Raw genomic sequence first — 24,062 nt, 5'->3', positions numbered from 1 at the left:
ATGCACAAAACATCCTGTTATTATGCCTAAAAGCAAAGTTATCAGCAGCCAGTGAATATACCTTTGTTTCATCCGAATAATGCCTTTTTATCTTGTGGATTTTTTAAAAATAAACGCAAGGTATTTGCATACATTTTTAGCCAAAAATCTTGTACAAGTTGTTTGTTTTTGGGTTTACTTCCTTTGTACTTCTGCTTTGTTACTGTATGCCAAATATCATCACCCTGTTCTTTTGAAGCATTATTGGGTTACATCTCTGGCATGCTCATCAAGTAATAATTCCAAAGTGCCATCCTTATCTTTTTTAATACGCATATCGCCAACCCATTTTTTATTTTCATTATTACCTTTTTCCGTTGATGTAAAATGAACTGTATAGGTAATGTTATTTTGAAAATCGTATTCAAAGCGTAAGCACTCTTTAGTCTTTACATAATACGGTTTTGAAGAATACCGATAATCTTTCAACCAAAGTTCCCCAACCTTTGTTTGAAATACACCAGTAACTATAATCTTAAATTGTTTATTTCTTTTAAAAAAATCTTCATTCGAGGGTATGCTGATGCATGGCTGGCCATCATCTTTCAGAACAATATCTGGCGAATTTAAAGACATACAGCTTACAAGCAATGGTAAAATTAAAAACATTAGTAACCAATAACTATATCCGTGTCTCATCCAAATAATGCCTTTTTATCTTGTGGATTCTCTAAAAATAAATGCAGGGTATTTTCATACATCTTTAGCCAGAGGTCTTGTACAAGTTATTTATTTTTGGGATCACCTCCTTTGTATTTCTGCTTTGTTACTGTATGCCAAATTTTATCACCCCCATTTTTTTAAAGCATTATTGAGTTACATCTCTGGCATGCTCATCAAGTAATAATTGCAAAGCCCCATCCTTAGTTTTTTTAATACGCATATCTACATGCCAATGTTTATTTTTATCAGTTCCTTTTTCTATTGTCGTAAAATAAATCGAATAGGTAATATTATTTTGGAAATAGTATTCAAAGCGTAAGCACTCTTTAGTCTTTACATAATACGGTTTTGAAAGATCCAAATAATCTTTCGACCAAAGTTCCCCAACCCCTGTTTGAAATACACCGGTAACTATAATATTAAATTGTTTATTTCTCTTAAAAAAATCTTCATTCGAGGGTATGCTTATACATGGTTGACCACTGTCTTTGAGAACAATATCCGGTGTGTAAAGCATATTACGATGCACAAAACATCCTGTTATTATGCCTAAAAGCAAAGTTGTCAGCAGCCAGTGAATATATCTTTGTTTCATCCGAATAACGCCTTTTTATCTTTTGGATTTTTTAAAAATAAACGCAGGGTATTTTCATACATTTTTAGCCAGAATTCTTGTATGAGTTGTTTATTTTTTGGTTCAGCTCCTTTAGATTTTTGATTTGTATAATAAAACCATTTATCATAACCAAAATCTCTTAAAAGATAATAATCAGCAATAATTGATGCCTGTTGTTCCATACCATAATCTGATAATACTTTATCGTCTGTTAGTGCATATTCGTAATCTACCAATAAGCTACACGCTCCCCGGAAGCTACCCACATTCCCATCTGATATTGCCAAACATGAACCATTTCGTGCATAAAAATATGCCGAAAATCAAGGGATGCAGTAGAATAATCTTCTAAATACTCTTTTGTCGGCCAGTATATTTCACCCATTGGGGTTACTTTATACACTCCTTGAAAAGGCAAGATAGGACCTTTGCGAACCCGTACGTCTGTTAGCGTAATCGCCGCTTTAAATACCGAGGTCACCATGGCCATTTCACCTAATGTTAATAGTCGTGGCTTTGCCTTTAGATGATTTCCTACTATTGCACCTGATAAATATCCAACAAGCAATCCAGTCATTAATTTTCTCCTTATACGATATTCAAAATCATCTAGAACCAGCCTGCTGCTGGTGATTGCCATATCCGCCACGGCCAATTGAACCATGGCGGATAATGCATGAGGCTGCACACTGGGCAGTTAATTCACGACAGGTGATCTGATTACTTACCTGTGCTCTGGCAAACCAGCCCCTCCTTCTCAGGCTGTGGATTCCCCCAAACAAATATGAATTATTTTAGTGCTCAATTGTTAATATCACATACCTGGCGCATAAATCAAGTAGAAAATTTTGCTATGTGTTTCACTTCTTTATATTAATTGGTGTAATATATTATTAGCCACTCTGCTAAATCATACAGGCACACTAATCCTCTTTTGATTTTGTATTTTGTTATCCATACCTGAACGATAACCCAGCCAATAACAGGGCCAATGAGTTCCGGCTCTGATATTATTGACTATTAAAGCGACAAGAACTAATAGAACTGAACCTATCAGTATGGGTGTCAACAAAAATGAATAGTCAGTGATTCCTGACATCATGAGAAGAATGGGATTTGCACCCGCAGAGGCTTACTATTATCAACCCAAGTTACAGGATAATTCAGTGATTATGTCGGTATTAAGTACTATTATTAACAGAAATACACACTGGAGCCCCATCAAAAAGCTTGGATATAAATGTAATCATAAACGTGTATATCGGGTGTATTGTGAATTAAAGCTTAATCTCAGGATAAAGCGTAAACTACGCACTCCTCCACGAATCTCGGAAAGATAGTGTTTTAAGTGTCAACAAAAACTTTACACATATCGAATAAAATCGCAGAATAATAACAGCCTAGAAATCACTATCAGTACCCAATAAACAAGGTGAATGCTGGTCAATGGATTTTATGAGTGACAGCAGTCGCAATCAACGGCGCTTTAGAACTTTCAATGTGATAGATGACTATAATCGTGAGGCGCTAGGCATTGATATTGCGATCAGTTTACCGGCTGGCAGGATTACCCGTTATCTGGATAAACTGGCCGAATATCATTGTTATCCACTAAAAATACGAGTAGATAATGGACCGGAATTCACCGGAAACACGTTCACTTATTGGGCAAAGTCACATGGTATAACTATAGAGTACATCAACCCCAGCAGCTCATATCAAAATGGCTATATTGAACGATTTAATCGTACCTATCGCACAGAGGTACTGGATTTATATCTTTTTAATCATCTGGAACAAGCAAGGAAGGTAACCGAAGAATGGCTAACAATTTATAACACTGAAAGACCTCATAAAGCACTGAATAATATGACGCCGATTGAGTATAAAATACTAAAACAAGCAGCATAATTTTCTACGTCAGTTTTGTACTAACTATGGGATATTTACAATGAGTTCAGGACTTGCTGATAGCAGCATGGCAATATCACCGCCACAGGATAAACTTTTAGGTACTGCTGATAATTATTTGAGTGTTTCGGCTGTATAAAAGCAAGTTTCTGTGCTGTTAATTTGAATTTATGCCTGTAACAACAGTTACAGGCTTTTTTTACGGGCAAATATTGGCATCAGTTATCGATTACTATAATCAGGATGTATAATCTTTACTTGATGAAACAGCAAATATTAAATTATTAATTTATTTATGGAGAAATAACACATGTGCCAGTTGTTAGGCATGGATTGTAATACGCCCACTGATATTGTGTTTTCTTTCGAAGGTTTTCGTTTGCGTGGTGGTTTAACGGATCATCATGCTGATGGTTTTGGTATTGCTTTTTTTGAAGGCCATGGTGTACGCCTGCTTCAGGATGACAAGCCCTGTGCCAGCTCACCGGTGGCTGATTTAGTGCAGCAGTATAAAATTAAGTCGGAAAATGTGATTGCACATATTCGCAAGGCTACGCAGGGGCAGGCTCATCTGGTAAATACGCATCCGTTTGTACGCGAATTATGGGGAGAATACTGGGTATTTGCCCATAATGGTAATCTGCGCCGCTTCGCGCCGGCCGGAGGAGAATATTTTAATCCGGTAGGTACTACCGATTCCGAGCAGGCATTTTGCTATCTGCTTGAGCAGCTACGCCAGCGTTTTCGCCACAAGCCTACACGCGAGGTTTTATTTCATACAGTAGCAGAAATCACTGCTGAACTGCGCCAATACGGGCTGTTTAATTATATGCTTTCCAATGGCGACTGGTTAATAGCCCATGCCAGTACCCTGCTCTTTTATATTATCCGGCAGGCACCTTTTGGTAAGGCCGTTCTGGCAGATGAAGATGTGGCCATTGATTTTTCCGCTGTAACCACGCCGTACGATCGTGTGGCGGTAATTGCCACCCTGCCTCTTACCTGTAATGAGCAATGGCAGCAACTGGCCATTAATGAGCTGGTGATGTTTAGTCAGGGAGAAATTGTTTTGCGTGATTGTATTCAGCCGCCGCAATATATGAGTGTGGAAGAAGGGCTGGCCATTGCACGTAAAGCGGGGGTAAGTATGTAATGGCTTATTGAAACAGATGATTTATTTATCTGGTACAAGCGAAAATTTTAGTCTGCGGGTTGATTGCAGTAAACACAATATCGCTGATTTTGATGATTGCCAGATAATAGAATGCATTTATACAGCATAGTATTAGCTATTTATTTTGTTGGTTTACGTGCCTCTGTAGCTGGTAAATACATTCTACTTTTAATTTAATCTTACCGGCTAATCAACATCGGGATATTTGTATGCACAAACAGACTGTGTAATAACAAACTGAAATGGATTTCTCTGTCTAATAAACTAATTTACGTGCCATACCAGCGAATCAATACAGATTTAATATTGTAGCATTCGCTACTTTGAATTGGCATTTATTGCCAACTTATTATTTTTACAGCAGTATTGGTTTATTCTACTGTGTAGATGCAGGTTTTTATACGCTATAAATAAAGCCATTAACACACAGGCTCCTGAATGTTCAGGAGCCTGTGTGTTAATGGCATAAGCCTTGATTACAATGTTAACGGTATCGGAATTACATAAAACCGTATATCAGGATAGCAATTACCGCCACAGGGATAACAATCCGGCACAAGAACTTCCAGCCAGCAAATATTGCCGGGCTTAAATTCAGTTCCTGCCGAATGGTTTCCTGCTTCATCAGCCAGCCTGCAAAAATAATGGTACCCAGACCGGTTAACGGCAGCATGAGCTTACTGGTGATGTAATCCAGAAAATCAAAAATATTTTTTCCAAATATGGTGACATCCTGCCATGCATTAAAGGACAACAGGCAGGCAATACCCAATGCCCAGATAACCACGCTGCTTGCTAATGTAGCTGATTTACGGCCTAAGTGAGTTTTCTCTTCCAGCAGTTCTACTGTTGGTTCCAGTAATGAAATAGAGGAAGTGAGTGCAGCAAAGGTAAGGAAGATAAAGAACAGTACACCGATGATGGTACCGCCAGCCATATTACCAAAAGCAATCGGCAAGGTAACGAAAATCAGGCCGGGGCCTTCCGCCGGTTGCAGGCCGTTGGCAAATACCAATGGAAAAATAGCCATACCGGATAATACGGCCACGATTACGTCCAGAATCACAACGGTACGTGCGGTGGAAATCAGATTAACATCTTTGCCTAGATAGGAGCCATAGGCCATCATGATGCCCATACCCAGAGACAGACTGAAAAATGCATGTCCCAATGCCGCCAATACTGCTTTACCGGTAATGGCAGACCAGTCTGGGGTAAACAGGAACGCAAATGCCTTGCCAAATGATGGGCCACTGACAACGCCAGCATAAATCACCAGTCCAATCAGCAAAACACCCAGCCCCGGCATCATGATTTTGCATGAGCGCTCCAAGCCAGCACCTACACCCATGGCTACAATCAAGCCAGTAGCCAACATAAACACGGTATGCCAGGTAAGCAGATGGTTTACACTGCCAAGAAACTGCTCAAAAACCTGGCTGGTGCCATCGCCATGCAGCCCTTTAAAAGTACCATTAGCGGCAAGGAAAATATAGTCAGTAGCCCAGCCACCAATCACGCTGTAAAAAGACAAAATCAGGAATGAACCAAGTACACCGATAATGCCTACCCAGCGCCATGATTTAGACCGCCCTTCAGCAACAGCCACATCTTCCATGGTGTGAATCGGATTTTTCTGTCCACGACGACCAATCAGCCATTCAGCTACCAGAATCGGTAAACCAATCACGAACATACAAATCAGATAGGTGAGCACAAAGGCAGAACCACCCATCTGGCCGGCCATATAGGGAAATTTCCAGATATTGCCTAAACCTACTGCTGAACCTGCTGCGGCGAGCATAAAACCCATCCGCGAGCTCCATTGTGAATGCGATTTTTTCTTTGTTCCGCCACTCATAACTGCCCCTTACATCCTAATTCAAGATTCAATAGAAAACTCAACATTTAACTTAATAATGTAAAATTAATTGGTAATCATGCCATGAATCGCTTTTTTGGACAAGAAATGATTGCTTAGATACTCTTTTTCTGGCTATCAATCGAATAATTTAGACATAATGTCCAAATTATTCGATTGATGTGTTCAATTAATTCAATATCTATTAAAGCAGATAATAATTTATGATTACAGTAAGCGATGCTGTAGTGCTGGTAATTTGGTGCGTACCGATTGCAGGAAGCTTGCATCCAGCTCAGCACAAATAACACCTTCGCCCTCCGGTAATGAGGCGATTACTTCACCCCACGGATTAATAATCAAGCTATGGCCATAGGTACGGCGGCCATTCTGATGCTGCCCGCCCTGTGCTGAAGCCAGTACATAGCACTGATTTTCAATTGCCCGAGCGGTTAATAGCGTATGCCAGTGTGCCTTACCAGTGGTATAGGTAAAGGCTGCCGGTAAAACCAGCACATCAAATGGGAGCTGGGCGCGAAAAAATTCAGGAAAACGCAAATCGTAACAAATACCCTGTGCTACCGCGATATTATCAACTTTCAGCTCTGGTACATCCATTCCTCGCAGTATGGTATCGGCTTCAGCATAGTATTCATTGGCACCACTGTAACCAAACAGATGCATTTTGTGATAGAAACCAAGCAGCTCACCGGCACGCCCATATACCAGCATAGTATTAAGCACTTTGGTTTTGTCTGTACTTTGTAAAGGTATGGTACCTCCAAACAGCACAATACCCAACTCAGCCGCCAGTGTTTTTAAGGCTGTTTGCAGTGCGCCATCGCCAAATGTCTCTGCCACAGCTACTTTATCGGTATCATCCTTTCCCATTATTGGCCAGTATTCCGGTAATACCACCCATTCTGCGCCTGCTGCGGCAGCCTGCCGCACTAAGCGCTGCATAGACTGGATATTTTCGGCAATGTCAGTGCCTGAAACCATTTGTACAATGCCAACATTGATATTGTTCATGTATCACTCCTTAAATACTGAAAAACTGATGCCATAACTGTAGCAATAAGATTATTTATAGCCTTAACTGGATTGATAAGCAAATAAATCAATATTTATTGTGATGATGCAGATAGTTGCGGTGATGGTAAAGCATTTGTTGAAAAAATGTTACTTTAATTTCCACTAATATATTAATATTAATTAATATATCTATACTAATATAAATATTTTTTGACTTTGATATAAGGCTATTACTAGAATGATCATGAAGTTGAACAGAAGTTAATATTTAGCTGCTGCAACAGTATATAAGAGGAGGAATAGACAGTAATACAAACCAAACCACTACTTTTAAATAATATCACCTGATTAGCTGATGATGCAGCTATATAAATAGTTACAGCAGAATTAAGTATCAATTTTTTCGGATTTACTCAGGAACAATCATAATGTATCTACAAAGCTTCACCATCAAAAATTTCCGCAAGTTCGGGGAAAATGACAATGAAGTCATGTTTGTGAATTCCAAAGAAATACACCATGACAGTACAGAAAAAAAACAATCACTGGTGTCACCCTCAAGTACGCTGATTATTGGCAAAAACAATACCGGCAAAACAACAATTACTCATGCTTTAACGATGCTTACTAACAATAAATTGTCGATTAAATCCAGTGATTTTAATTTGAGTTATCTGAATAATTTAATAGATACTTATATAGCAACCTATCAAAATGAAGACGAAAGCCCTCAACCCGATTTAAAAACGCCTTTAGAAACGCCGAAATTGGAATTTGAGTTAAAAATAAAATTAGATAATCCAGACGATGAATATATCCATAATTTATCTCAATTTATGCTGATAGGGAATAATTATGAGGAAGCAATTACTATTAAAGCTACTTACGAGGTGAAAGAAGAGGCTAATTTTTTTGCAGCGGTTAAAATCTTGGTTCAGCAAAAGCGGCAGGAACCATCTGACAAAAATTCTGAAACGCCTAATGATGAAAAAGTAGATAAAAGAACGCTGCTGGAAGAAATCCTTAAATTGCTGGATGATAAAAATCAAACGGAATTTAAGTTAAGCTATAAAAATAAAATGGATCAGGAAGTAAAAAATTTTTCTTTAAATAAACTGTTGGAAATCAATTGTATTAAGGCTAATCGCCATCTGAATAAAAATGTTTTAACCGGTGTATTCAAGCGCATTGTTATCTCTTTATTCAGCGATGAAGAAAGTGATGGTTTGTTTAATCAGGAGCTGAAAGATATTAATGACATTATCACGGAAAAAGTAGAGCAAAAAAATAAATCGATTAGTGAGATACTGAGAGAAATTGAACAATTAAATCACATTGATATGAAACTAAGTGGTAATGTTACTAAAGACGATATTTTAGATAATCTGATTAAGTACAGCTTTAGTGATGGCGATAGCTATATACCGGAAGATCAGTTTGGTCTGGGCTATATCAATTTGGTTAATATTATTGGTGAAATCATTGACTATATTAATTCCTATGAAGAGAACAGCCATCGCAGCCGCATAAATCTGCTACTGATTGAAGAGCCCGAAGCTTTTATGCATCCACAAATGCAAGAATTTTTTATTAAACGCATTGATTTAGCGCTAAATAAAGCAATACAACAGAAAAAATCAGGAACTCCGACAATTCAGTCACTCAAATGTCAGATTGTGATCACTACCCATTCTTCGCATATTGTCAACAGTAAAATTCATAGCAGTAATTCATTCGATAATATCAATTATTTAACGACAGAAAACCGATGCAGCAAGGTGATACCATTATATGACAAATTATTAACACAAGAAAGCTCTGAATCATTAAACTATAAATTAAATTTTAATGATCTGCTGTTTCTAAAAAAACACATTAAATACAAAGTATCGGAATTGTTTTTTTCAGATGCAGTCATTTTAGTGGAAGGTACAACTGAGGAAATGTTATTAAATTATTTTCTTGAAAATGATAAAGATTTAAAGAAATATTATATTTCCATATTCATAATTGGTGGTGCCCACGGTAAAGTATATCTGCCTTTAGTGCAACAATTAAAGATACCTTGCTTGATAATTACTGATATAGATATTAGGCGGTATGACTGCGAGAAAAATAAAACATGTAAAAACTCAAAATGCCCAACATGCCAAGGTCAAATATCTGAACCTCATGGATTTAAACAAATTACGTGTTTAAATAACAGAGAAACTACTAATGAAACCCTAAAATACTTACGCAGAGATAATATTCTAGAAAATAATATGCAATATATTGAAAAAGATAATATATATACTGTATTTCAAAAAGACCAAATTAAGGGGCAATATGCCACTAGTCTGGAAGAAGCAATTATTTTAACTAACTATAAAAATGACATGCTTATCAAATCATTAACAAAAGTATTATCAGATCCGCCCCAATATTTTATTGATGATCAAAATAATAAAATTAATTATAAATCCTCTTATGAAATTCAGCGGAAGCTTAGCTCCAAAGGAAACAAAGCTAAATTTGCCAGCACACTACTCTATAACACGATAATTTCAGACGCAAAATCACCATGTATTCGGTTACCTAATTATATTCGTCATGGATTGAAGTGGTTAAAAAAACAACTGGCTAATCATCATGGAGAAAAAAAATGAGTCTGCAAGAGAATATAAGCAAAGAAGAGCAACAACTAAAGAAAATATTCACAGCTATTGATGATGGCAAAAGCTTTATTGTTCACGCTGGAGCAGGTGCAGGTAAAACCTACACACTGATTGAATCAATTAAGTATATTTTAAACCATAAATTAAATACTTTACGCAAACACAATCAAAAAATCATCTGTATTACTTATACCAATGTAGCCGTTGATGAAATCCGGCACCGGCTGGGCGAAAGCCGGTTTGTGCAGGTATCAACCATTCATGAGATGCTATGGCAACAAATTAAATTGTATCAACAATATGAACTAGTTGAACTACATAAAAACAAACTTGAAAAGGAAATAGAAAATACTAAGTCGAAAATAACAGAGCTGGCTAAAGATTCTGCTAATCTGGCAGATATCAATACTGAGGAAAATAAAGAATTATTCAGGCAGTTTGTACAGGAAAACAAAGACGCGTTTTTTAAACTGGAAAAGAGAGGAGCTAAAGCAATTGAATTTAAAGAAAAAATGTTAAATTTAGTTCAAGCAGATTTGAGAAGTGCTCTAACCAAGGCACTAATAAATATCAAAAATTTTAAAGATTTTTTCAAAATTGTTAACCGGATGCATAGCTATACGCAAGCACTAGAAGATATAAATCAAACGAATAAAAATAAAAAACCTTCGATAGAATATGACAGTAATTCTAATTCTGATCGTCTGGCCTCACTGAAATTCAGCCACGATACATTGCTCGAATACAGCCTGCAATTAGTTAAACAATATGATGTGTTCAAAAAACTGCTCACTGACCAATATCCTTATATTTTTATTGATGAATATCAAGACACTAATGAATCTGTTATCAGGTTGATGGCTTATTTACAGCAATACGCCCATCCGGAACGATGGCTGGTAGGGTATTTCGGTGATAGTAAACAAAATATTTATGATAGTGGTGTGGGTAATCATATTGAGAATATTTATCGGGAAATATCGGCCGAAGGTAAGGGGGAAATTAAGCTGGAAAAGATTGTTAAAGATTTTAACCGGCGTTCACAGATACAAATTATTAATCTGATTAATAAAATCAGAAATGATGAATTGACGCAAAAACCAATTGATCCAGATAGGACAAATGGAAAAGTTGAATTTTACTGCCTTAAAGCAGAAGCTGCTGAAAGCGATAAGGATGAAGAGATAATTGATCAGTTTATTGCACATCTTGTTCCATCGCTACCGAGAAATGAGCAAATCAATTGTTTGCTACTGCTTAATCGTTCTGTGGCCAGTATGAGTGGATTTGAACAACTTTATAACGCAATTGGAAAAGCAAAATTTATCAAGCATGATAACCTTAATTCCATGCTGCTTTCACGTATACTTAATAAATTGCATCCCGCAGTCCTGCGCCTGTATCAATTGGTCACAGCCTATAATAGTTTAAATAATCCGCACACTACTCTGTATGATTTATTCGGCAATACTCAGCGTAGCGTTACTTTTACTGAGGCAGGTGAACTGGTGAAAATCCTTAAACAACAGCAACCACCTGCTACTTTAAATGAATTTATTCAGAATATTTCAACCGGCTTAAATCAATTAGCTAAGAACAAAAATAAAAGTGAAAGTGACGCGATTCAATTCTGGCTGAAAAACTGCTTTGGCATTAATTACCCTAAGGATATAAAGCAAAATAATGCAGGTTTAGCAGACTTATCTTTTGCTGATTATTATATTGATTTTCTTTTGTATGAAGATATGTATGGAAGCATTAATCATGCAGAAACCGAAGTTGAAGAAACAGATGATGTGGTTGCTACTAATCAGCAACATATCAGCGACATTCTGGATATTGATTTAAGCCAATGGCTAAGCTGGGTAGATTTTATTGATGATCATACTAAACAGCAACAAGTGAGATACCATACCTATCACGGCACCAAAGGCGAAGAATATGATAATGTAGTAATAATTATGGAAAATAATTTTGGTAGTAAACAAATAAATAAATTTAAAAATTACTTTTCCAGCCTGTCTGCTGATGCGAACATTCAGGTTAAAGATGAGGAGGACAAAGAGCTGGAAAATACACGCAATCTATTCTATACAGCCTGTTCACGGGCACGTAAAAATTTATGGATTCTTTATCTGGATGATATTACTGAAATCAGAGATAAGATTGAATTGCTGTTTGGTACTGTTAAGACATTTTAACCTGCCATAGAATAACTAATTTTTTCATATAACTTTAATTATATTCAGATATTTGACTAAATATAGAATGGATTTTGGTTGCATCTTTAATGTGGATTAAAGCAGAGATTGCAGATTAGATGGGAATGAGTTATTGACCACAATAGCTTATTGGTACCAAATATCAGTTGCAGAAAAAATCTGGATATTGTGCTTAATTGAAAAGCTGATATCCAGAATCATTCTTTAAACTAATCAAATATTTTACGACAGGTGCTGCTGGCATTGCTGGCAGATGCCGGTAAGTACGATATGTTCATCATTGAGCATAAAGCCGTTATCGGCCGCGCGCCGGCGCAATGCTGCCCATTCGGAACTCAGGCTTTGTTCATCTACGGCGCCACACTGGTTGCACACCAGTACAAAATCGCTGTGATGTATATTGTCTTCCTGACAGTGGCTGTCACATTCATGCTGAACGTGACGGCAAAGAATATAGCCGTTAACCGCCGGTATTTTATGCAATACGCCCTGCTCTGCCCAGAAATCCAGTGCCCGATAGGCGGTGGGCGGGGCAACGGTATTGCTGCTGTGCTGTTGCATATGTGCCAGTACCTGATAGGCTTTAATTACGCCGTCCATGTTTAATACAATATCCAGTACCTGAGCACGTAGCTGGGTAACGGTAACGCCCTGCTCTGCGCACTGTGCCATGATACGTGCTTTATCTGCGGCTTTGGATTGCCATGTTGTATTGCTAGTCATGCCTGCCAGCCTTATGCCAGATCACGGGTAACGCTCAGGCCGGCAAAGGTTTGTGATACTGGCATGATTTCGATATGGTTGACATTCATATGGGCAGGGGTTTGATACAGCCATAACACGGTGTTGGCGATATCTGCCGGTTGCAGATAGCTGATATTTTCATATACGGCTGCGGCCTGTTTGTCGTCGCCGCGAAAGCGCACATTGGAAAATTCGGTATCACCACACAGGCCGGGAGCAATATTGGTGACGCGAATACGGGTACCGGCCAGATCGGTACGCAAATTCAGGCTAAACTGGCGTACAAAGGCTTTGGTTGCACCATAAACATTGCCTCCTTTATACGGCCATGCGCCGGCAGTGGAGCCCAGATTGATGATATAACCGGCATTTTTGGCTATCATGCGCGGCAGTATCTGCCGGGTTACATAGGTTAAGCCAAGGATATTGGTGTGAATCATGGTTTCCCAGTCGGCATAGTTTGCTTCCTGAGCTGGCTCCATGCCCAGCGCCAGCCCGGCATTATTCACCAGTAAATCAATATCAGCCCAGGTGCCTTGCAGGGAAGCCAATGCGCTATCGACGCTGCTTTTATCGGCCACATCCATTTGTAACGGTAAAAAGGCTGTGCCCAGCTCGGCCTGTAAATGGTGCAGCTTATCCAGCCGCCGTGCTGCGCCGATAACTTTATAGCCGGCATGAACCAGTACCCGACACATTTCTGCACCAAAACCGGCAGAAGCGCCTGTAATCAATATTGCCATATCAGCATCCTTCCCTGTTATTTGTTCCAGACTGTATTTGTCTTTCAAGTGCTAATGTTAGCACGTTCCGGTATATTTCAAAGTAAATAGCTGGCTCAATCAGCCAGATAATAAAAACCCCGTTAACGCTAACGGGGTGGTTAATTACAGACCTGTGCTTACAGAGACTGCTGCATGGCCCATGAGCGCAGCGCGCGGGCATCACTAACCCGGGTGGTGGAGCTGGGGGAATTCAGCAAGACAATGGTTACCGGCTGATTCTGTACACTGGTCAGCAAAACCATCGAGCGGCCTGCTTCGCGGATATAACCGGTTTTTTGCAGGGCAATTGGCCATGCGCCTTCGCGTATCAGCGCATTGGAATTGTGGTACTGCTCTATGCGGCCATTGCTGGTGTATACCGCACCAGAATTATCGGTTGAGAACTGTCGGATAAGCGGATACTGGCTGGCGCCGCGTACCAGTAAAGCCAGATCGCGTGCTGTGGCCTGATTGCGCGGATCCAGCCCGGTTGGCTCGTAAAAGCGTGCATTAGTCATACCCAGCTCGGCCACCTTGTGGTTCATGGCTTCTACAAATGCCGGCATACCCCCCGGATACGTACGTGCCAATGCGTGGATTGCCCGGTTTTCACTACTCATTAAGCCGATATGCAACAGTTCACGCCGGGTCATTACGGTGCCAACCGACAGGCGGCTGGTTGAGTTTTTCAACCGGTCAATTTCCGCATCGGTGATGGTAATGAGCTCATTCATATTCTGGTTGGCATCCAGCACTACCATTGCTGAAACCAGCTTGGAAATGGAGGCAATAGAACGTACCTGATTGATGTTTTTCTGGTACAGGATTTCGCCGGTTTGATTGTTCATAATCAGTGCGGATTGCGAGCTTAATAAAGGGCCGGCAATCTGGGCACGGGTTTCCAGATTGGCATCTGGGTGATTGGTGATAAATGAGCTGAGGGTATCAGGCTGACTATCCACCTGCTTTTGTTCGATAAATTTACCGAGGACGTCTAAATCGTTAGCAAAAGTGGGTACTGCAAAAAACAGGGTACTACTTAACAGGCTTACCCACTGCCAGTGACGCAGACAAGATAAACGTGACATGATAACTTCCTTTTTGCCCTTGATTCAGGGTAATTTAATTCTCAATTAAGATGCTCATACTGAACGTGAGAGAGGAACAGATTGTTCTGTTGCCTGTGATTAATAGAAGTTTCAGCGTCCAAATATTCAATACAAAAATCTGATTATATTGCCAATTATAAGACAATTTTAATCGCAGCCGAAACTTTCGTCAGTTATTTAGGTAGATAAAAGCTGTTTATAAACGATATTTTAACTAGATTTTCATTGCTACACCGATTGCTGCAACGGCTAAAACTACATTAGCATTCAGTTTGATATCGGGCTAATAACACTATATACTTATTTTTTGGCTGATTTCGGCTATGGTGGTTAACTCTGTATCCGGTCAGGCTCTCTCTATATAAGCTCTATTTTCTTGATGAAATCCTGTTTATGAGTAAAGAAATTCGTTATTGTTCGTTTTGCGGGAAACCTGAAAACGATGTTAAAAATTTGATTGAGGGTGAAAACGCATTAATCTGTAATGAGTGCGTGGATACATGCAATGACATGCTACATAATCCGGGTAGTTCTTCTGAAGAAAAAGCCGCGTCGGCAGCTACTGCTTCTGCCGGCTCAGATGCTGGTACCAGTCAGGATAAATTGCCTACGCCGGCAGAAATTGTTGCCAATCTTGATCAATATGTGATCGGACAGGAAACGGCAAAAAAATCGCTGGCTGTAGCGGTATACAATCATTACAAGCGCTTGCGTCTGGGCAAGGAAGAAGGTCAGGTAGAGCTGTCCAAATCCAATATTCTGCTGATTGGGCCTACTGGCTCGGGCAAAACGCTGCTGGCTCAGACTCTGGCACGCAAACTGGATGTGCCGTTTGTAATGGCTGATGCCACTACTCTCACTGAAGCAGGTTATGTAGGTGAGGATGTGGAACAGATTATCACTAAATTATTGGGCAAATGTGATTTTGATGTACAGAAAGCGCAAAGAGGCATTGTGTACATTGATGAAATCGATAAGATTTCCCGCAAGAGCGATAATCCTTCGATTACGCGCGATGTTTCGGGTGAAGGTGTGCAACAGGCTTTGCTGAAACTAGTAGAAGGTACTGTTGCTTCTGTACCGCCTCAGGGTGGTCGTAAGCATCCTAATCAGGAATTTATTAATGTAGACACCACTAATATTCTGTTTATCTGTGGTGGCGCCTTTGCCGGCCTGGAAAAAGTTATCCGCCAGCGTACTGAAAAGGGTGGTATTGGTTTTGGTGCGGCGGTACACAGTAAAGATGAAAATACCAATATAAGCGAGCTGTTTCAAACGGTAGAACCGGAAGATTTGATTAAATTCGGTTTGATTCCTGAGCTGATTGGTCGTCTGCCGGTAATTGCCACGCTGACGGAGCTGGATGAAGATGCTTTGATTAATATTCTTACTGAACCTAAAAATGCATTAATCAAGCAGTTTCAGGCGCTGTTTGCAATGGAAGGTGTGGAGCTACAGGTGCAGCCCTCGGCATTACGCGCTATTGCCAAGCTGGCTATGGCACGCAAAACCGGAGCGCGTGGCTTGCGCTCAATTGTGGAAAAAGCCTTGCTGAATACCATGTATGCCTTGCCTGATTTAACTGATGTGAAAAAAGTTGTGGTTAATCAGGATGTGATTGAAAAAGGTGCAGAACCGGAATGGTTACTGGCTGATGGCAGTGCCTATAAGGGTTGAAGCGATAAGCTGAAGTTTTGTGTAGGTATGAATAAAAAACCGCCTGAAATTTTAAAATTCGGGCGGCTTTTTTATTTGTTCTGGGAAATCAGGCTTGCAGCAGACGCATACAGCATAAAGTGCCAGCCTCTAAGCTAATCATGCTGGATTGGTGTATTTCTTTATCTAATAGCTTTTTCAGGCCAGAACAGAGAGCTATGGATATTACAGGTATCGGCCAAACCACAAGACCTTGCCGATAATCTGCACATCATCGCTTTCGCTATCCAGCCGAATTTCAAAACTCGGGTAGGCATCGTTGGCAGAAATCACATTGACTACATTACCCGGCATAAGCTGTAGGCGTTTTACCAGTAAATTGTCGTTGATGCGTAATACATATAAACCATCACGACGGATGTAATTCATTTGCTGTACCAGAATGGTATCCCCATCATTGAGCACACCTTCCATTGAATCGCCTTTAACCGAAATAACAGACAAGCCGCTAACTTCCGGGCTAATCATTGAATTAATCCAGTCTTTGCGAAATGCCATGGTGAACATAGGCGTCTCATTGGTAACCAGACTACCATGTCCGGCCGCAGCCTCAATCGCGTACCGCGGTACATAAACAAAATCATCGGCATTAACCGGATTGCCCAGCGTATCATGTGCGGCCTGAGCAGGCTGTTCAGGAAAAGGCTCTCCTTCTCCGGTTAGCAGCCAGTCGATACTGCATCCTTTTAGTTCTTTGATACGCTTTAAGGTTTCCGCCTTAGGCAAACCGCCTTCATGCCAGATACGGCTGAATCCGGCCATAGTCATATCAATATCTGTGGCAATTTTGGATTGGCGCTCACCCGGCCATAGTGATGCTAGACGGTCTTTGAATGTTTGCATACACAAACTCCAGCAATTTATTAGAAATATCGTCAGTAAATTTATTTTATTATACTTCATTTTTAAAAAAATGAATAGTAATTAAATGTTTAAGAAATTTACCTCTTGAATATTTATTTTTTTCTAATTATTATAGTAAAAATTAAACAATTAATTAGATTTATCTAAATACAGAGTGGATTATGAAATTATTGAAGATATCTGGGTTGATGGTTTTACTATCGCTGCTGGGAAATTTTCATGCTGCACCAGCCAGTGCCACTACACCCTCAACTTTGATTGCTGAGGCTCTGGATTGTCATCATCTGGCACAATTAACCTATACTGAGATGAACTCAGCCCAGATACAAATAGCCAAAAGCTGTGACCAGCATGAAGCGGCGCAGGGCTGGCTCAATATATATGGAAAAATGAACCATACCGAACTGGCAAAGGCAATGGTATATGAAGCTTCCTGAAACGGGGTATTACTCTTCTGCTGTGGCAACTTTATTTGCATCAATTTAATTGTTTTTTGTGCGCAGGCATACTGATATGGTTTTAAACCGAATGTGTAATATTGGAATAAAAGCCTGATTGATCGAAATAATAGATCAATCAGGCTTGTGGATAGCCTGAGTCAGCGTCTGGATATTTTTTGCGCCAGAAGTCAGGCATACTGCAATTAATCTGCTGCTCGATGTTCTAGCTGTGCCAGTAGTTGTTGATGAATACCACCGAAGCTGCCATTACTCATCACCAGAATATGATCGCCCTGTTGTGCCTCGCCAGTAATGGCATCAATCAATGACTGCATATCCTGAAAAACCGCTACTTTATCCTGTAACGGACTCAGGGCAGCAGCGACATCCCAGTCAACACCACCAGCATAACAATATACTTTATCGGCTTCTGCCAGACTGGCTGGTAAGGCTGCTTTCATGGTACCTAGCTTCATGGTGTTGGAGCGTGGCTCAAGTACAGCTAGAATACGTGCATCACCTACTTTCTGGCGCAAACCGGCAATGGTGGTGGCAATGGCGGTAGGATGATGGGCAAAATCATCATAAACAGTAATATCATTGACGGTACCCTTGATTTCCATGCGCCGTTTGACATTTTCAAAGCGAGCCAGTGCAGCACATGACTGCTGTACGGAAACACCGGCATGGCGGGCGGCCGCAATAACGGCCAGCGCATTCATACGGTTGTGCTGCCCTAATAGTTGCCATTCGATATGGTCTACTTTTTGGTGCTGATACAATACATCAAAGCCACCTGTGTCAGAAACTTCGCCCACCTGCCAGTCTTTGCTCAAACCAAAACCTTCTACCTCAGACCAGCAGCCCTGTTGTAAAACCTCGGCCAGCGCAGCAGACTCTTCATTGACAACAATCAGGCCATCACCCGGGATGGTACGAATCAGATGGTGAAACTGAGTCTGGATTGCAGCAAGATTGGGAAAAATATCCGCATGGTCATATTCCAGATTGTTCAGAATTGCAGTACGGGGGCGATAATGTACAAATTTACTACGTTTATCAAAAAAGGCTGTGTCGTATTCATCGGCCTCAATAACAAAAAACGGGCTGCATTCGGCTGTGCCTGTGGATTGTGCTGCTGGGGGTATTTGTGGCAAGCGGGCTGATACGGCAAAATTCTGCGGCACGCCGCCAATCAGAAATCCGGGTGCCAAGCCGGCATCTTCCAGTACCCATGCCAGCATGCTTGCCGTAGTGGTTTTACCATGAGTACCGGCCACGGCCAGTACCCAGTGTTGTTGCAGTATATTTTCAGCCAGCCATTGCGGCCCGGAAGTATACGGCAGATTACGATTGAGAATGGCCTCAACTACAGGCATCCCGCGGCGGGCAACATTGCCAATTACATAGACATCGGCAGGATAGCTATCCAACTGTGCTGCCTCAAATCCTTCCACCACATCAATGCCCAAATCAGCTAGCTGGGTACTCATGGGCGGATACATTCTGGCATCACAACCGGTGACACGGTAGCCGGCCTGTTTGGCAATAGCGGCAATTCCTCCCATAAATGTTCCGCCGATACCGATGATGTGGATATGCTGCATTTTTCTGTCTCTATGCGGTAAAAAGCAGCATTATAGACTGTCCTTATGGTTGCTACATGTATGTTTTTTATTTTCTGTAATTGTACGCTTGAGGAAGTGAATTTCACTGTGGGCAAGCAAGTTTTGTATGCAGGTTAATTGATTACTGTCACTATTTAATGATGGCATGCATTTGGTAATTAGAATTATCCATATTGTGAATAATTGCTGCCATAAAACTGATTACGCTAGATATCATTATCATGAATATCTGATGATGTAGCGCTCTAGGATATTTTTCAGATTACCTTTGTGCCATTTTGCTGCAATAATAAAGCTGGGTACTTTAATATGATATTTCTTTTGCTCAAATGTAAATGTTATTTCCCCTCTGAAAATGCCTCTCTTAAAGCTTAAAGCAGAAATTTTGGTCATTGGGATAATGGTTATGGATTCGGTTAAATCTGCACTTAGCGATAAACCAATCAGAATCATTTTTTCTGCATTGAAATAAATAAGCAAATGCTTAATACATAATGTTGCCAGTCCGGAAAATAGTGCATATTGCCACGCTTTGGCATTAATCATGCCATAGATTATTGATGAGCTGTCAAAAGCTGGTAATTGATGCTGTTCAAAATAGGCTTTGATTTGTTCTAGTTTTAAGCCACTGTTCATATGAGTCTCCTGTGTTATTAAGTTTGTATTCTGGATAAATATTCTAATCATGTAGACATGACTTGTATAGCTGATAAGCGCTGAATCAAAAAATATAATTATCATATTGGCTGATATGATTAAGCACAGTATTAAAGTTTTGAGTAATGCGTTATTTATGCTGTATACATCTGGCTTTTTGGTTTTATGATTATCTATGAATTGGGTGTGAATAGAGCAGGTTTAGCATAAATTTTAATAGGATAAAAAGCTACCCGCTGTAGGTGTTGTGTATCAATGAGTATTGAGGATTTAGTTTATCCACAAAGAAAGATGATTTATGCCGCATTTTCCCTGTTCTTTCGCCAGCCCGGTTATTAACAGGCGTGATGTACTGGGATAAATACACATTATTCATGTTATTACTGGGATGTTATTGCATATAAACTGTGGATAAGTAATTTAGATTATTGTTACTTATGAATTAAATTTAACTGATTAAATTTTAGGCAATAGCATGAAACAAGACTGGATTTCCTGCTTTCAGCAGACTAATCAACCTATACATATGGGTATTCTGGGTATATAAATGCCTGTAGCCAGCATTTGAATTCTCTGGCAATACCGGCTCGAGCCAATTAAGTTTATAGATGTGTAGCTTTGGCTTTGCTGCGGGAAAGTGAACAATAGCTGCCAGACAAAAGAAAAAGCTGCCTTGCATGCAAGGCAGCCTGAAAGATTGAATACTGAATATCAGTTTTCAGCTGGTTTGTATTCCTGTGGTGCTTTTTCCAGCAAAGCTTTGATGGATAAACGCACGCGGCCGCGATCGTCGATTTCCAGCGCTTTAACTTTTACTTGCTGGCCTATCTGTAGATAGTCGCTGACATTTTTCACTCGCTCGTGTGAAATCTGGCTAATGTGTACCAAGCCATCTTTACCCGGCATGACTGATACAATCGCACCAACATTATTATCCAGAATCTTGATCACTGTACCTTCGTACACTTTGCCAACTTCCACTTCGGCAGTAATCTCTTCAATACGGCGTTTGGCGGCCTCACCTGCTTCGCTGGTGCTGGCAGCAATGGTGATGGTACCATCTTCGGCAATATTGATTTCGGTGCCGGTTTCTGCGGTTAATGCACGGATGGTTTCACCACCTTTACCAATGACATCGCGAATTTTATCCTGATGAATTTTCATGCTGAATAAACGCGGTGCATGGGCAGATAATTCCTGCGGACCTTCTACGGCTTCCTGCATCTGGCTAAGGATTTTCAGGCGTGCTTCTTTGGCCTGAGCCAGAGCGATCTGCATGATTTCTTTGGTAATGCCCTGAATTTTGATATCCATTTGCAGGGCAGTCACACCGGTAGTGGTACCGGCTACTTTGAAGTCCATATCACCAAGGTGGTCTTCATCACCCAGAATATCGGTTAAAACGGCAAATTTATTGCCATCCAGTATCAAGCCCATGGCGATACCGGCAACATGGCTTTTCAAAGGTACACCGGCATTGAGCAAACTCAGGCAACCGGCACACACGCTGGCCATGGAAGAAGAACCATTAGATTCGGTAATTTCTGATACTACGCGCATGGTGTAGCTGAAATCTTCCACTTCAGGCAGTACAGCCAGTAATGCACGTTTTGCCAGTCGGCCATGACCGATTTCGCGTCGTTTAGGTGCACCCATGCGGCCTACTTCACCAGTTGAATAAGGCGGGAAGTTGTAGTGCAGCATAAAGCGGTCGGTATATTCGCCGCTCAGGGCATCAATAATCTGCTCGTCACGCTGGGTACCCAAGGTAGCAGTAGCCAGTGACTGGGTTTCACCGCGAGTAAATAAAGCGGAACCATGGGTACGTGGCAATACGCCAGTCTGGATATCAATCGGGCGCACGGTACGGGTATCGCGACCATCGATACGTGGCTGACCTTCGAGAATCTGGCCACGAACCACTTCTTTTTCCAAATCCTTGAAAATACCGCGAATCTGGTTGGCAAGTAAGGTATCGGTTTCTTCGGTAATCAGGGCTGCCTCTACCGCTGCCCATGCTTCATCCAGCTTGGCCGTGCGTGCCTGTTTCTGTTTGATTTTGAACGCTGCATCGATGGTTGCACCAGCCAGCTCGCGCACTTGCGCCACCAAGTTTTCATCTGTAGCCGGTGCCTGCCAGTCCCAGACTTCCGGATTCACTTCGTCAGCAAATTCATTAATGGCACGGATAGCGGCCTGCATTTGTTCATGTCCGAATACCACTGCGCCGAGCATGGTTTCTTCAGACAAAATATCTGCTTCAGATTCAACCATCAATACTGCTTTTTCAGTACCGGCCACTACCAAATCCAGTTGTGACTGGACTAGTTGTGCTTTGGTTGGGTTTAGTACATATTCACCATTTACATAGCCAACGCGGGCAGCACCAATCGGGCCGGCAAAAGGTACACCGGTTAGCAATAGTGCGGCTGAGGCGCCTAGCATGGCCGGAATGTCTGAATCTATTTCCGGGTCAACTGATACCACCATAGCCACGATCTGGATATCGTTAAAGAAGCCTTCTGGAAATAAAGGACGAATCGGACGGTCAATCAGGCGGCTGGTAAGAATTTCTTTTTCGCTCTGTTTGCCTTCACGTTTGAAGAAGCCACCCGGGATTTTACCAGCGGCATAGGTACGTTCGAGATAGTCTACGGTAAGCGGGAAAAAATCCTGACCGGGTTTTACTTCTTTAGCAGCAGTAACTGCTACCAGTACTACGGTGTCACCCATGGAAATTTTTACGGCACCGGCCGCCTGACGGGCGATTTCACCGGTTTCTAGGGTAACAGTCTGGTTACCGTACTGGAATGTTTTAATGTGTTTATTAAACATGCTGAACTTTCTGTTCTGAATTTCACAAAAGCCGCACCTGCTAAAAAACCTAACGATGTATACGTAACTACACATCTACATGGGTAGGGTTTCTGGCTGGGCGAAATTTGCAAAATGATTACTAAATTAGGTTTATACGGGGCTGTAGCAGCCACAAATACATTTTGTATTATGGACAAATTCTAACATATATTTTTTACCTTATCGCAAGCGCGATGACAGTCTGCTGGTATATGTCTATTTAATTTATGTGTTTTTAGTCTTTTTATGGCTGAAATGATAATTTTCATTCAAAGGTTGATTTATTTTTACAATTATTTGGTACATATTAAACTATCTATTTGTATGTTAGAATAAATTTTATTTATGTCAATCTTAATGGTTCAACCGGATGTGGCTGTACCTATATTAATGTGGAACAATATATGTCTGATCTTTTATATAAAAAACCAACTGACAGTGATGTTTTGTTATCAGTGGTGATGCATCCGGAAGACACCAATGCCAATAATACTATTTTTGGCGGGCGTATTCTGGCCTTGATGGATCAGGCAGCCTATGCATGTGCCAGCAAGCATGCGCGCGCTGTAACTGTAACTGCGGCTATCAATACAGTTAATTTCCGTACACCGATTTATGTTGGTGATCTGGTATCCATTAAAGCGCGGGTAAATTATGTGGGTACATCATCCATGATGATTGGTATTCGTGTGGAAGCGGAAAATCTGCTTACCGGAGAAATACGCCACAGTAATTCCAGCTATTTCACTATGGTGGCAATTGATTCTGCTACCAGCAAGCCGCAAACTGTGCCCGGCCTGATTCTGGAAACGCCCAATGAAGTACGCCGCTTTGTACGCTCATATACGCGTAAGATGGAACAACAGGAAAGTCTGAAAGAATTTCAGGCTAAAGCTTTCCATTTGAATAAAGAGCATCTGGACTGGTGTCAGACGCAGAATGCGCGGCTAAATGCTGATTTGTATAATGAAATAGAATAATACAGATTTGTTTGCATTTCTCTTCTGCCGGTGTGTAGTATTGATTTTTCAGCCTTGATTCAAGGCTATTTGCTCTACTTATCACCATCTCCCTGTCTGGCGTTATTGCACAATCGCCAGTATGGA

19 protein-coding genes and 2 pseudogenes are annotated in these 24,062 nt (G+C 40.7%); 7 read left to right on the top strand and 14 right to left on the bottom strand.

Annotated elements, in window-relative coordinates:
* Positions 1-240: 240 nt before the first annotated feature.
* The 5 genes and pseudogenes from BGI33_RS04365 to BGI33_RS14130 form a co-directional block, all read right to left on the bottom strand.
* On the bottom strand, positions 241-678 hold the full coding sequence (locus tag BGI33_RS04365; RefSeq protein WP_143557272.1) for a putative T6SS immunity periplasmic lipoprotein: 438 nt from the start codon (positions 676-678) through the stop codon (positions 241-243).
* Between the two features lie 169 nt (positions 679-847).
* Positions 848-1,297 (bottom strand): putative T6SS immunity periplasmic lipoprotein, encoded by a 450-nt coding sequence (locus tag BGI33_RS04360; protein WP_100090102.1) that lies wholly within the window; start codon positions 1,295-1,297, stop codon positions 848-850.
* On the bottom strand, positions 1,294-1,554 hold the full coding sequence (locus BGI33_RS04355) for a hypothetical protein (RefSeq protein ID WP_100090101.1): 261 nt from the start codon (positions 1,552-1,554) through the stop codon (positions 1,294-1,296). Before BGI33_RS04355 ends, BGI33_RS04360 begins: the two co-directional genes overlap by 4 nt.
* Complete coding sequence (locus BGI33_RS04350) at positions 1,548-1,982, bottom strand: hypothetical protein (protein ID WP_100090100.1); 435 nt, start codon at positions 1,980-1,982, stop codon at positions 1,548-1,550. The genes BGI33_RS04355 and BGI33_RS04350 overlap by 7 nt, the downstream gene beginning before the upstream one ends.
* 246 nt (positions 1,983-2,228) lie before the next feature.
* Positions 2,229-2,432, bottom strand: a pseudogene (locus BGI33_RS14130) (HPP family protein); the annotation flags it as partial.
* A gap of 320 nt (positions 2,433-2,752) precedes the next feature.
* Between BGI33_RS14130 and BGI33_RS04340 the strand changes: the two are divergent.
* Both BGI33_RS04340 and BGI33_RS04335 read left to right on the top strand, forming a co-directional pair.
* Positions 2,753-3,229, top strand: a pseudogene (locus BGI33_RS04340) (integrase core domain-containing protein); the annotation flags it as partial.
* Positions 3,230-3,539: 310 nt separating this feature from the next.
* Positions 3,540-4,382 carry a class II glutamine amidotransferase gene (locus tag BGI33_RS04335; protein WP_100090097.1) on the top strand — a complete coding sequence of 281 codons (843 nt, stop codon included), beginning with the start codon at positions 3,540-3,542 and terminating at the stop codon, positions 4,380-4,382.
* A gap of 520 nt (positions 4,383-4,902) precedes the next feature.
* Here the strand turns inward: BGI33_RS04335 and BGI33_RS04330 are convergent.
* A complete protein-coding gene (locus tag BGI33_RS04330; protein ID WP_100090096.1) occupies positions 4,903-6,264 on the bottom strand; it encodes a sodium-dependent transporter in 1,362 nt (453 codons plus the stop codon).
* A 228-nt stretch (positions 6,265-6,492) separates the two neighbouring features.
* A complete protein-coding gene (locus BGI33_RS04325; protein WP_100090095.1) occupies positions 6,493-7,296 on the bottom strand; it encodes a carbon-nitrogen hydrolase family protein in 804 nt (267 codons plus the stop codon).
* Between the two features lie 431 nt (positions 7,297-7,727).
* On the opposite strand from BGI33_RS04325, the gene BGI33_RS04320 reads away from it, so the two are divergent.
* Both BGI33_RS04320 and BGI33_RS04315 read left to right on the top strand, forming a co-directional pair.
* The gene (locus BGI33_RS04320) at positions 7,728-9,947 is read left to right on the top strand and encodes an AAA family ATPase (protein ID WP_100090094.1); all 2,220 of its coding nucleotides are present in this window, start codon (positions 7,728-7,730) and stop codon (positions 9,945-9,947) included.
* Positions 9,944-12,157, top strand: a complete 2,214-nt coding sequence (locus BGI33_RS04315) for a UvrD-helicase domain-containing protein (protein ID WP_100090093.1) — start codon at positions 9,944-9,946, stop codon at positions 12,155-12,157. The genes BGI33_RS04320 and BGI33_RS04315 overlap by 4 nt, the downstream gene beginning before the upstream one ends.
* 243 nt (positions 12,158-12,400) lie before the next feature.
* On the opposite strand, the gene BGI33_RS04310 is transcribed toward BGI33_RS04315, so the two are convergent.
* The 3 genes from BGI33_RS04310 to BGI33_RS04300 all read right to left on the bottom strand — a co-directional run bounded on the left by BGI33_RS04310 (position 12,401) and on the right by BGI33_RS04300 (position 14,774).
* Positions 12,401-12,901 (bottom strand): Fur family transcriptional regulator, encoded by a 501-nt coding sequence (locus tag BGI33_RS04310; RefSeq protein ID WP_100090092.1) that lies wholly within the window; start codon positions 12,899-12,901, stop codon positions 12,401-12,403.
* 11 nt (positions 12,902-12,912) lie between these two features.
* Positions 12,913-13,665, bottom strand: a complete 753-nt coding sequence (locus BGI33_RS04305) for an SDR family oxidoreductase (protein ID WP_100090091.1) — start codon at positions 13,663-13,665, stop codon at positions 12,913-12,915.
* 158 nt (positions 13,666-13,823) lie between these two features.
* The gene (locus BGI33_RS04300) at positions 13,824-14,774 is read right to left on the bottom strand and encodes a serine hydrolase (RefSeq protein WP_100090090.1); all 951 of its coding nucleotides are present in this window, start codon (positions 14,772-14,774) and stop codon (positions 13,824-13,826) included.
* A gap of 414 nt (positions 14,775-15,188) precedes the next feature.
* Here BGI33_RS04300 and clpX point away from each other — a divergent pair, with 414 nt between their 5' ends.
* Positions 15,189-16,472 (top strand): ATP-dependent Clp protease ATP-binding subunit ClpX, encoded by a 1,284-nt coding sequence (clpX, locus tag BGI33_RS04295; RefSeq protein ID WP_100090089.1) that lies wholly within the window; start codon positions 15,189-15,191, stop codon positions 16,470-16,472.
* Between the two features lie 204 nt (positions 16,473-16,676).
* On the opposite strand, the gene BGI33_RS04290 is transcribed toward clpX, so the two are convergent.
* Entirely contained in the window at positions 16,677-17,354 is a 678-nt protein-coding gene (locus BGI33_RS04290) for a S24 family peptidase (RefSeq protein WP_100090088.1), read from the bottom strand.
* 182 nt (positions 17,355-17,536) lie between these two features.
* Here BGI33_RS04290 and BGI33_RS04285 point away from each other — a divergent pair, with 182 nt between their 5' ends.
* A complete protein-coding gene (locus BGI33_RS04285; protein ID WP_143557268.1) occupies positions 17,537-17,812 on the top strand; it encodes a hypothetical protein in 276 nt (91 codons plus the stop codon).
* 206 nt (positions 17,813-18,018) lie between these two features.
* On the opposite strand, the gene mpl is transcribed toward BGI33_RS04285, so the two are convergent.
* The 3 genes from mpl to pnp form a co-directional block, all read right to left on the bottom strand.
* The gene (gene mpl, locus BGI33_RS04280) at positions 18,019-19,422 is read right to left on the bottom strand and encodes a UDP-N-acetylmuramate:L-alanyl-gamma-D-glutamyl-meso-diaminopimelate ligase (protein WP_100090086.1); all 1,404 of its coding nucleotides are present in this window, start codon (positions 19,420-19,422) and stop codon (positions 18,019-18,021) included.
* A 240-nt stretch (positions 19,423-19,662) separates the two neighbouring features.
* A complete protein-coding gene (locus tag BGI33_RS04275) occupies positions 19,663-20,079 on the bottom strand; it encodes a hypothetical protein (RefSeq protein WP_100090085.1) in 417 nt (138 codons plus the stop codon).
* A 732-nt stretch (positions 20,080-20,811) separates the two neighbouring features.
* The gene (pnp, locus tag BGI33_RS04265; RefSeq protein ID WP_100090083.1) at positions 20,812-22,935 is read right to left on the bottom strand and encodes a polyribonucleotide nucleotidyltransferase; all 2,124 of its coding nucleotides are present in this window, start codon (positions 22,933-22,935) and stop codon (positions 20,812-20,814) included.
* Between the two features lie 425 nt (positions 22,936-23,360).
* Here pnp and BGI33_RS04260 point away from each other — a divergent pair, with 425 nt between their 5' ends.
* Positions 23,361-23,936, top strand: a complete 576-nt coding sequence (locus BGI33_RS04260) for an acyl-CoA thioesterase (protein ID WP_100090082.1) — start codon at positions 23,361-23,363, stop codon at positions 23,934-23,936.
* Positions 23,937-24,062: the final 126 nt, after the last annotated feature.

Origin of the sequence: Snodgrassella alvi (genome assembly GCF_002777425.1) — a bacterium.
Classification (GTDB): Bacteria; Pseudomonadota; Gammaproteobacteria; order Burkholderiales; family Neisseriaceae; genus Snodgrassella; species Snodgrassella alvi_B.
Note: the sequence above shows the minus strand (reverse complement) of the source record. Positions and strands in the feature narration are given on the sequence as shown.